Source organism: Formosa algae (genome assembly GCF_001439665.1).
GTDB classification, from domain to species: Bacteria; Bacteroidota; Bacteroidia; order Flavobacteriales; family Flavobacteriaceae; genus Formosa; species Formosa algae.
The window spans coordinates 1-11,790 of sequence record NZ_LMAK01000074.1 but is presented as its reverse complement, the minus strand read 5'-3'; the positions used below and the strand labels follow the sequence as shown (position 1 = coordinate 11,790).

7 protein-coding genes are annotated in these 11,790 nt (G+C 36.5%); all 7 read right to left on the bottom strand.

Going from position 1 to position 11,790, the window contains the following annotated elements:
• On the bottom strand, positions 1-1,226 hold a 1,226-nt coding region (locus AST99_RS15820; protein WP_057783407.1), incomplete at its 3' end, for a hypothetical protein.
• Positions 1,227-1,414: 188 nt separating this feature from the next.
• Positions 1,415-4,045, bottom strand: coding sequence for a glycoside hydrolase family 31 protein (locus tag AST99_RS15815; protein ID WP_083495711.1), 2,631 nt, complete (start codon positions 4,043-4,045; stop codon positions 1,415-1,417).
• A gap of 40 nt (positions 4,046-4,085) precedes the next feature.
• Positions 4,086-5,678, bottom strand: coding sequence for a sulfatase-like hydrolase/transferase (locus tag AST99_RS15810; protein WP_157486429.1), 1,593 nt, complete (start codon positions 5,676-5,678; stop codon positions 4,086-4,088).
• The gene (locus AST99_RS18635; protein WP_057783402.1) at positions 5,679-6,185 is read right to left on the bottom strand and encodes a hypothetical protein; all 507 of its coding nucleotides are present in this window, start codon (positions 6,183-6,185) and stop codon (positions 5,679-5,681) included.
• 394 nt (positions 6,186-6,579) lie between these two features.
• Positions 6,580-7,959, bottom strand: a complete 1,380-nt coding sequence (locus AST99_RS15800; RefSeq protein ID WP_157486427.1) for a hypothetical protein — start codon at positions 7,957-7,959, stop codon at positions 6,580-6,582.
• A 5-nt stretch (positions 7,960-7,964) separates the two neighbouring features.
• Positions 7,965-10,265, bottom strand: a complete 2,301-nt coding sequence (locus AST99_RS15795; RefSeq protein ID WP_057783398.1) for a glycoside hydrolase family 3 N-terminal domain-containing protein — start codon at positions 10,263-10,265, stop codon at positions 7,965-7,967.
• A 187-nt stretch (positions 10,266-10,452) separates the two neighbouring features.
• A partial coding sequence (locus tag AST99_RS15790; RefSeq protein WP_057783396.1) for an alpha-L-fucosidase occupies positions 10,453-11,790 on the bottom strand: 1,338 nt, incomplete at its 5' end.

The window sequence follows — 11,790 nt, the reverse complement described above, 5'->3', positions numbered from 1 at the left end:
CCTTGGCTAGATCCTTGAAGTGTAATTTTATGAAGACTCCCGCCAATGTATGCGACAGTTCCCGTACCATTTACGTACGGATCTGTTGATGGAATGAGTGTAATATCTGCATTATAACCTTTATCTCTTTCGTAGGTTGAGGCATATGCTGGTCCGTGTGTAACATCGGCTTTACAGTTTACTAAGTCTCCTGAGCCTAATGAATATCCGTTTTCACACCCTTTAGCAATGCAACCTTCAACATATTTTTTTCCTGTGGCATGTGCAATAGTGACACCTGTTCTCATGTATTTTACGGTACAGTTTAAAACGGTAACGTTAGAGGTTCCGCGTCTATATTGTTTACCATCAATTATGGTTTCGCCTCCATCGTAAGCACGAATTCCGGCTTCGCCCGTGCTTAACATATATCCTTTTGGAAGCTTGTAACCCCAAACGGTCATAAAATCGACATCGAAAGCGGGCCCTGAAGTTTCGGCTAGCATATCGTCTGTTCTTCTAACTTCACCTTCAACTTCACAACCTTCAATAATAGGATTATTAGCAGCTTGCATAAAAATACAATGCCCGTAACTTCTATGAATAAATTTTGAATTTTTAAGATGATTAGATTCACCTCGAATTAAACAGGCACTATGTTTACGGTGTGGAATAACAGATTTTCCACCTTTCCCAAAAGCATCTCCATAGCCATAAGGGAAAGACCCTTTGGTAGTGACATGAAATCCTTCAATTTTATTATGAGCGCCATCCATTACAATATTCGTCGCCCGACGTGTTGGCGCATCGTGCACCGAACCTAAATCTACAAGCGTTAAGTTTTTTAACACGTTGTTATTTCCTATAATTTGTAATTCGTGAATCTGGTTATTGCCAAACGCCTGAAACACTTTTGTATCGACTTGTATGGTTACATCTGTAAAATCGAAAGTACTATGACTTCCTTCAAACAAGAGTAACACTTTACTAGAATTTTTAATTTTAGTTTCCTGCGTATATAGGCCGTTTTTGACATCCTCAGCAGTAATTGAATACACACCCGGTTTCATTTTTACATGCACGTTATCTGCATTTAAATACGTTTTCAATTCTTGTAAAGAGCTTACTGAAGTTTGTGCTTTTAGTTGAAATCCTGTTGAACTGATTATACTTAAACTAAGTATGACAATCAGATTTAAAAGTCTAAAATTTTTAATTGTTTTTAAGTTGACACAAGGTTTAGTCATGAGTTTTCGAGCTAGTTTTATTCTATTACACTTAGAGCCATAAAAATACTCCACCCCTTATAATTTGAATATAAACTATGGTGCAATTCGTATAACTTATATGCCTAAACGCCACAGGTGAAGCTAAAGGCCACTAAAACCTCAAACTTCACCTGTGTAAATTGAATTTGTTTACCTGTTAGTAAACCTTATAATTTAACCTCTAAATCTGAACCTTCAAAACTCACCGTTTGCTGTGCACCGCCAATCATTTCGACAACAAAAGTCATTGGTGTTTTAGAATACTCTAAATATTCGCCATTACCTTTTGTAATTTGAAGCGTTTTATTGGCTTCAGAATACGATAATTTAAGTTCTGAATATTCACCCGTTTCATAGTCGTAAGTTTCGCTATCATCAAAATATAAGGTAAATGTGGCATCTGCTCCTGGGTATATTTTTAAACGTAACGGCTCATCTGTTTTTTGTGTTGCATATTGCACTTTAGGTCCGATAGGCAGAATGCTTCCAGCTTTTACAAATAGTGGCGTTTCGTTAAGTTCTGCTTTTACTGTTTTACGCGTTCCGCCATGTATTTTTTCATTCGTCCAGAAGTTATACCACTCCCCTTTTGGGAAATACATCTCTTTTTGACGTTTCTCATATTCGGTAACAAAACCAACCATAAGCGATTCCCCGAAGAATAATTGATCCTTGATTTGCCAAGTGTTTTTATCGTTTGGATAATGATACGCTAACGGCGTCATAAGTTGCTTACTATTTGTTGTAATTTGCCAGGCTTGCGAATAGATATATGGCATAAGTTGATACCGTAAATCGATAAACTTTCGAGCAGTACTTTCAAAAGCAGCGTCGTATCTCCAAATCTCTGTTTCCGACACATATCCATGGATTCTAAAAATAGGACTGAAGGTACCAAACTGGAACCAACGTGTTAATAATTCAATGAATTCTGGATTGGTATATTGACTATCAAATTCAGGATTAATCGATTTTGAATCTCTAAAGAATCCTCCAATATCATGCGTCCAATACGGAATTCCAGCCATTGTAAAGTTTAAACCAGCCGCAATTTGTTCCGAAAACTGTTCCCAAGACGCTTCAACATCTCCAGACCATGAAGTTGCACCGTAACGCTGCTGACCAGCATATGCAGAACGTGTTAAGTTAAATACACGCTCGTTAGGAAACTCTGCGCGTCTCCCTTCGTACATGGCTCTATTCACCTCTAAAGAATATGGATTTTGAACCGACTCATAAGGTCCAATAGCCGTATTCACTTTCGTATTAAATACACCTTCAGGTTCTGTACCATCTAGCCAGATTGAACTCACACCTTTATGAAACATCGAGTCACTTAGCATACGGTAAAAACGTTCACTCACTCCTTTGTCATAAATGTCGACATAGTTACTACTTTCAATTTTGTCGAGATTATATTTAGCCTCTAAAGCTTGATTTTTAACCTCTGGCCAAACCGAAACCATTAATTTTAGGTTTAACGCTTTTAACTCGTCCACCATAGCATCTGGATCTGGATATTTCGCAGGATCCCATTCCGGACCTTTAGTCCCTTTTGGCCAATAAAACCAGTCTTGTACAATATTATCGAAAGGAATTTTACGCTCGCGCATTTCTCGTGCATTTGCCAATAATTCTTCTTGATTGTGATAACGTTCTCTACATTGCCAAAACCCGTAAGCACTTTTAGCAAACATAGGCGCCGTTCCTGTTAATTTTTGATATTCTGAAATGACTTCTGCAGGATTATCGCCTTGCACCACATAATAATCTATAGCATGTCCTCTGGTGCTACTAAACACCGTTTTGTTATAATCTGGAGTATTGTAAAGTAAAGTTCCTGGGATTTTAGCTCCTGTATTTTGAAATACGACTTTATATGTTTTTCCTGCTTCTAAATATTTTTTTCCTGAATACCGTCTCGGCATCCAAATGGTAGAATAGTTAATTATAGGATCATCATCTATAGTCACCTTAATTTCGCCACGCATACGACCATCATTATCACTTAATGCTAAAAACGTGTACTCACCAGTGTTTGAAGGAGTAAATGTGGTTTCACGAATATTCTTTTCTGCAGCTTCTTTTACAGCATAAGCTGCCACATTTTCTTTTTCACCATCTTCAGGAACCACTACCTTTTCTGTGGTTGCCATCTCACTTGTTGATTTAAATTCAATTTTGTTTTGAGGTAAATTAAAATCTGTAAGACTATAATTATGCCAGTAAATTCCATAACCTTTAGTCGACACTAAAAACGGCACAGCAATTTCCTGATTATATTGTTGAAGTCTGATAGGCACATGCTTCCAATTCATGATTCCGCTTTGGAATTGCCCCAAACCATATAAAGCTTCATCTCCAGCTTCAAATGCCTGAGACACGCTATGCACAGTATCTTTTGGATGAATGTAAGTCAGTTCGTCTGTTTCTGAAACCAGATTCTTATTATCTAAGGTTTTATATTCGATTATTCCCTTGCTATTCACAATAACTTGAAGCGCATCCGTACTAATGGTTACAACATCGCTAGATTCTTTAACATCCCAAGTTACATCTTGAGGTTCTAAAACCGTAACATAATCTGGAAGCTCTGTTGGCGTGCTGCCGATCTTAATTTTATTGACGTGTATAATGGATGCATTTACAACTTCGATGGTAATTAATGTACTATCTTGATGAATGGTAAGTCCATGCTCGGACTTTTCAATTTTGTGTTTAAATGAAGATTGACAACTAGCTAATAGCATCGCACACAGGAATAAACTACAGATGGAAATGGTTTTAAAATAGTTCATGAATTAGATGTTTCAGTTAAATATATATTTTATAATGATTTTATTGAATGGCTTTTTGATATAATGCTTCAGTTTGTAATCTCAACGTTTGTAAAGTCTCACTATATGTTGGGTCTTTTGCTAAGTTATGTTGTTCTGACGGATCTTTAATGACATCGTAAAGTTCTTCTATTCGTGGAGTATGTTCATAATACACAATATATTTCCAGCGTGATGTGCGCACTCCTCTGCTGCGATAAGATTTATTATCATTTATCAACTTCTGATTGATTGCGATAACATTCTCGTCGTAGCGTTTGTTAAACATACCTACTAAAAATAAATCTTCCATATAAACAGCATCTCGCCATTCCTCTATAGGTTGGGTTTTATTTAAAATGCCACTAATATCTCGTCCTTGCATACTTGTTGGGGGTTGTAAACCGGCCATAGACACTATAGTTGGCGCCATATCTACCGAAGAAATCAAGGCCGATTCTCGATGTTGACGATCCGATTTTGACACACGTCCATCGTAAACAATAAGTGGCGCTTTAACCGACTCGTCGTATAACAGACATTTATCGAATAAACCGTGCGAACCTTGGAAACGTCCATTATCACTTGTATAAATAATTACTGTATTATCTAACAATCCTTTTTCCTTTAACTTTTCTACTAAAAATCCTACTTGCTCATCTACAGAATATCCTTGTGTTGCAAAGCGACGCACGAGTTTTTGATACAATTCTGGTGTTGAAGATCGTTGACGGTGTAAATATACACCTCTCGCATTGTCTTTAACCACCTCTGGTAAATCTGGATTATCGCCTGCTACCCAATTCTCTGGTACCGAAAGGTCTTTATTTTTAAATTGTTCGAAATGCGGCATATACACATCCTTATTATTATCGTGTTTTACCGCATAAAAACTCACCGACAAACAAAATGGTTGATCTGCAGGTTGCGTATCGATAAACCGTAACATGGCTTCTCCCGTTCTTAAGGTTCTTCCAGAATTTTCTCGTCTAGGTTTATAAATTTCCTGTAATCCTTTATCCTGTTCTGGCCACATGACAATACCATTTCTATCGTGGGTTTCGCTACCCGCAAAAAAATCGAACACAGATCCCATATGTTGTTTATAAAGATGATTATCTGGTGTACTCGGACGAGTCGCTTCATCTGTGACTGTAAACCCTACTTTTCCGATAAATCCCGTTCGGTAGCCTGCTTTTTTTAACAAAGCCGGGTAACTTTTTTCGAAATCTGCTTGCGACAAGGTATAATCTTCTGGCGCAACAAACCCTACTTTATGATTTGAATTATAACGTCCAGTCATCATTGTTACACGACTTGGCATACATATGGCAACGGCGTAAAATGCTTGATCAAAAGTGACCCCTTCTGATGCTAATTTATCAATATTTGGCGTGTTAAATTCTGGTCTACCATAAGCGCCCATATTATCCCAACGCTGATCGTCTGTCATTAAAAAAATGATATTGGGTTTTCTTATTTCACTTTCAGACACAGCTTTGTTCTCTGTGTTCTTTGTTTTACATCCAGAAGATAACAGTATTAAAACCAAACACAAGCCAACTAAATAGTCCTTGGTGTGCAGGTACTTTATTTTAATAATTAGCTTTTGCATTTAATTTCTCGTTTTAAATATTGAAGCTGGTAATCCTTCTTTATTATATAAATTAGCACCTTCAGGATTTGAAGACCATGCATAACGCACCTCAACAGGGTTTGCAATAGTCTCATGCCAAACTTCTACTTTATTAGTATCAATAATTTGAGTATTTGCCCATTTCCACACCCTACTTTTATCACATATTTGAAAACGCTTTAAAGGTTCTCCATTTAGAGAAGATTTAATCGTTAGGATTTCGTGGGCACTCGAAGCTTTTAAAGGATCAAGATTAATTACCCATTCTCCTTTTTCATTGGCTTTTGTTATTTTTTCCTGTCCTGAAAATGTAATTAAAATCATAGAATTAGGCGCTGAACTTCCCCAAATGGGTACATACTGACCTTGCTGTAAAACCATGCCATAAGAAAAAATACTAGACAAATCCAACGTAATAGCATATGCATTACTGAAAATCAATACCAATACAACAATAAAGATAAATTTCACTTTTCTACAATCCATAATATTTAATTAGCTTCAATTTAAACAGCTTTCAGAATCTTATGTTTTAATTAAATGTTGATTACGAACCTTGTGGTAAAAAACATATTAAAACATAACATCAATTCAGAGTTTATTCACCGTCTTTCGTCAATAGACGTCCTGTTTTTAAACCTATAAAAACGGTAAATGTGATAGGATAAAGCTTGAATTGAAATACATAAACAATAATAGAAAAATTGAACATGGGATCTTATAAATCATGATTCATAGTCTATAACATATGACTGATTATAGAGTCCCGAGCCTTTTACAGCATAACAAACACTAGTTTTTTATATGCTTAGAAGATAAGAAGTGAAAGTATGTTTTGATTGTTTAAGATTAAAAAGCCAGAACTATAACTCCAATAGTATTACCAAAGAATCTTAACATTTTTTGGCCATTGTTTTACATCGGTATACAATTGATTACCTGTTTTAAAAATGCTATGTTCCATTTTTACATCGCATTTTAATAAGCCCATATCAATATTCGTATTATCGAAATATGAATCTATCACATAAGAATTCCCGCGAACAATACGCCACATGGCACCCCAAGTATTATTTACAATTTCACATTTATTTAAAATAACATGTTGTGGCACCCATTTTGGGTCTTCGGTGTATTCAAATTTATTGTAGTATGATTCGCAAGGAAACCACATGGCCACACGCTTAAAACCCGACATATGAAGCTTATGAAAAAACAGATATCCACCCATATTATTATCGGCTTGAATACCATTGCCTTTACCTTCTTTCATAACACAACGTTGAGCCAACACGTATTTTGCAGAAGTATATTTATTCGATTTCCCTTCCGTAGGATAAGACATATCGCAATCAGATTGCAACACATGACCAACGAAAAGAAAGTAAATATTATGATGAAGTCCGCCACGTGTTCCATTCTTTTGAAACACACTATTATCCATAATAATATGATTCACCCGACTGATGCCAACACCATGTGAGCCCATATTTGTTACTGTCACATTCTGCCACATTAAGCGCTCGTGTCTGTCGGTATCGTCACCACGCAAATTTAATCCACTTCCGGTTTCTGGACCTCCAAGAAATGTGAGATCTTTAAACACTACATCGGTTAATTTTTTAGACCCTTGATCCATTAAATTCCCGCTCCCAATATGCTTTACAATGGTTTGCTCCCGTCCGGCCCCACAAAGCGTAACATGGCTTTTAATTTTTAAATCATCAGTTTCAAAAGTTCCCGCTTTTAAAAGCACCACACCTCCACCTTCGTGATGTACTTTGTCTATAGCATCTTGAATATTATCGCCAGGATTCAACTCTATTATAGTATTTAAAACCTGTTTTGGGTATTCTGCATGCTGAAAATTATTACCCCATTTTTCAGTCATAACAGTTAAGACCTCTGCTTCGATATTTACTTTTGAAATGATATAATTAGGATGAACATTTGGAGATGGACTGAGGTTAATTTTTAAAGGTTCGGCACTGGTTTTACTAGTATTTACTCCTAAATATTTAAGATTATATCCTGCACTTTGTATTTTAAAATTTATGCTTTCGGGCAAATAATCACTGAATTTCCATGTAAACTGACCATCAGACTTCGTTTTTATTGCTTCATTATGATAACTTATTTCTGCACCATCAATTGGATTATTTTTAGCATCTGTAATAATGCCTTTTATTGTATGTTGTGCATAAATCACATGGCTAAATGATACACATAGTAACGTCAATACAATTAATATTTTTTTCATACTTATCATTTAATTTGGGATTCGGAGAAAAATACGGTTCTGTGTTCCATAGTGACATCTTCACCATGAAATTCGATGATGCCTTTTAAAGGAATATCTACACTAGATTTTCCTATTTTAAACTCGTATTTTCCAGGCTTCACTACCCAATGGTCGTCAAGGTATTGCATTAATTGTTTTGGAGAAACTTTAAAATCAATTGTTTTTTGTTCACCAGCTTTTAAGTCTACACGTTTAAACCCTTTTAGTTGAATGGCATCCATAGTCGAGTTCGTATTAACAGGAGACACATAAAGCTGAACAATCTCTGCGCCATCTCTATCTCCCGTATTTTCTATCGTACAAGTCACGCTAAAATGGTTAGCATTAACATCTATTTCTGAAGGCATTTTAAAGTCGGAATACATATAATTCGTATACGATAATCCATATCCAAACGGATATTGAGGCTGCACGTCTTTGTAACCGTGTTGATAATTTAATTCTTGTTTCGAGTCATCTTTCGGGTAACTTACGGAAAGTTTTGCTGTAGGATTTACATTTCCTATAAGAATATCGGCTAAAGCATTTCCAGCTTCTTCACCCGGAAACCACGCTTGGATAATAGCTGCGCATTTATCTTCAAACTTGTCGACTAATTGTTGTCTTCCTCCCGTAATAACTAAAACAACAGGTTTCCCTGTTTCAATAAGTTTCTCTACAAATAATTCTTGTTCGCCCGGTAATCTAATGCCTTCTCGCTCACGGTTTTCACCACACAAATAGGTATTCTCTCCCATTACCGCAATGATGACCTCGCTATTTTGCGCGATAGATAAAGCCTTTTCTAGATTAGGTTGTGCCACACGACTTAAAATATTCTTTTTTGCGGTTCCCAACTCATCATCTCCATAAGAATCAGGATCGATTACGGTTCCCAAAGGTTCTGTCCAATCGCAACCCCGCTCATTTTGAATATTGATTTTATCACCTATTTTATTTTGAAGTCCTTCTAACACAGTAACTATTTTAGGTGAATTTGGGTCGAACGTTTGTCCCCAGAAATAGGTAATCATGGATTGATAAGTATAATCTCCTAACAAGCAAAACACATTATCAGAATTGGGTCCTAATAAGGCCACTTGCTTTAATTCATCCACTTTTAAAGGTAAAATACCGTCGTTTTTCAACAGAACAATAGATTGACATGCAGCTTCATAAGCTAACTTTCGGTTTTCAGGCGGATCAAAATCCAATGCGCCTTCTTTACCAAACTCAGGATTATCTAGTAAGCCTAGCTTGACTTTCATTATTAAGGAGCGCTTCACTACAGCATCAATAACATCGGGTGACACTAAAGAATCTGCTATAGCTTCCGGTAAAAATTCATAAGCATTTGGTAACGGAAATTCCAAATCGTTACCCGCTTTTAAAGCCATGACTCCAGCTTCTTTTAAAGAACTCGCTTGTACATACTTATCAAAAACATGATCTATCGCATGATAATCGCTCACGGTAATGCCATCAAACCCAAGTTTTCCTCTTAAAATATCTGTCAGTAGTTCTTTATTTGCCACATCGGCTACACCTTTATAGGCTGCATAAGACGGCATCACACTTTTTACATTAGCTTGTTTAATTACGGCATCATGAGGCATTAAATAATCTTCGAAAAAATCTTTTTCATTTGTTGTATCCGCACCATATCCCGCAAAGTGTTTTGTAGTTGCTGCTATGCCTTCACTAACATCATCGCCTTGTAATCCCTTTATAAAAGCCACACCCATGGTTGACGTTAAGTACGGGTCTTCACCGTAACTTTCTTCGATTCTAGGCCAATGTGCTGTTCTAATTACATCTAGCATGGGAGACAACGCATAATTTGCACCAACAGCTTTCATATTTTTACGTGTAGATAAGGCATTTCTTGTTGCCATTTCAGGATTCCAAGAACATGCCACTCCTATTTGTTGCGGAAAGGTAGTCGCGCCTTTAGTTGAAAACCCTGTTATGGCTTCTTCATGAAAAACAGCGGGAATTTTCTGTCGTGTTTCAGTCATAAGATACTTTTGAATCTCCCGAACAAATTCCCGTAATTCCTCCGGTTCCATAGTAAATGATGAAGAAAATTGACAAATATGACCGATACCATGAGGTAATTTCTCACGACATTTTTCAAGTGATAATTTTCCATCTACTAAAAGTTCTGTTGGTCGAATCCCTTGAATTTGCGCAATCTTTTCCTCAATTGTCATGGTTGACATGATAGAATCTACACGTGAATTTAACTTGGGCGTTGAAAAAGGTTCTTGAGTTACAATGACCATATCTTTACTTTTAGGCTGACTACAAGAATATAAAAAAACGAGGCATAATGAGCCTATGAAAATGGAACGCAGATTAATAAATTTAGTTGTGGTGTTCATGTCTATTTCATTTAAATAATATTCATTTTTCAATTCGTTTTTTAGGAATCAATACAATTAAACGTACACTAAACTTAAGTTTTGCACTTTACAAGGCACCTTTTATTGCGAAGACAACCGCATAAGGATTCGGCCGTGTTTTAGGAATTTTTAGTGTAAGATTCCTAATGTCTTGATTATATTGTATAGGATTCTCGTTTCCAATCATGCTAATGGATTGAATCTTTTTCGGATTGTATTGAGATTGTAAACCAAGCGCTGGTATTGTAATTTCTCCTTCTGAAGGATTTAAAACAAACATATAAAGCACGCCATCTTTTGTAGTAAATCGCACCTCATTATGTCCATACGGCGGACTATCTTTTGTTCGATTATTAAATTGTTTGCTTTTTTTCTTAAGTTCAACCACATCTGTATTCGCCAAATTTGTATTGGTTTCGTTAGCATCTTTATATGCCGAAAACAAATTATCGCCATGAACTTGCCAAGGCTTAGTAGCATAAATGGCTTCAGCATTCAGTTTTAGCCAATTTCCGAATGCATCCATAATTAATTTGTGTTCAGTAGGAATTGTTCCATCGGGAAGCAGTTCGACATTCAAAACAAAATTTCCATTTTTACTCACCACGTCTACTAACAATTCAATGGTACTTCTCGCATCATGTCTTGAGGGATCGTCCTTTTTATAAAACCAATGCGTAAACGTACAAATGCTTTGCCAAGGATCTTCTGAAATTTCAGATTCTACACCTTGTTCTATATCGTGAAGAATGCCTGGATCTTTACCTGGAATTTTACCAGCAATCACAGCATTTATCTTTCCGTATTTTTCTAGGTTGTGATTATAAAATGTTCGAAACGCTTCTTTTCCATAATCGCCATATGGAAAACCACGACCATCAAACCAAACATAATCGATATCGTAAGACGTTAATAAATCTTGCATTCTTAGCAACCAGTTGGCTTTCCAAGCTTCGGTCCATTCTGGCGTACGCTTATCAGGAGGCAAACCATATAATAGTGCAGGGTCTAAACCTTCCCACCACGTTCCTTTGCCTTCTGCTTTTGTAAGATGTCCATCATACGGAATATCTTTATATACGCCAGAAGTATCTGCGCTAAAGGCTGGTGACATCCAATCGAAAAACCGTTCATTATGCGTAGTAACACCAAACGGGACGCCGTACTTTTTTGCAGACTTACTAAACTCCCCTATAATATCGCGCTTTGGCCCAACGTTTACGGTATTCCATTCATGATTTTTGGAATCCCAATTATCAAAATTATCGTGATGATGCGCCAAAGCCATAAAATATTTGGCACCTAAATCTTCGGTAAAATAAGCCAATAATTTATCTGTATCCAGTTTTTCGGCTTTCCATTCATGAATAACATCCTTAAATCCGACTTCCGAAGGGTGCCCAAA

What these genes read in the sequence shown, in the direction of transcription:
- AST99_RS15815 (WP_083495711.1), bottom strand. Translation starts at nt 4,045, where the DNA reads ATGAACTATTTTAAAACCATTTCCATCTGTAGTTTATTCCTGTGTGCG.
- AST99_RS15810 (WP_157486429.1), bottom strand. Translation starts at nt 5,678, where the DNA reads ATGCAAAAGCTAATTATTAAAATAAAGTACCTGCACACCAAGGACTAT.
- AST99_RS18635 (WP_057783402.1), bottom strand. Translation starts at nt 6,185, where the DNA reads ATGGATTGTAGAAAAGTGAAATTTATCTTTATTGTTGTATTGGTATTG.
- AST99_RS15800 (WP_157486427.1), bottom strand. Translation starts at nt 7,959, where the DNA reads ATGAAAAAAATATTAATTGTATTGACGTTACTATGTGTATCATTTAGC.
- AST99_RS15795 (WP_057783398.1), bottom strand. Translation starts at nt 10,265, where the DNA reads ATGGTCATTGTAACTCAAGAACCTTTTTCAACGCCCAAGTTAAATTCA.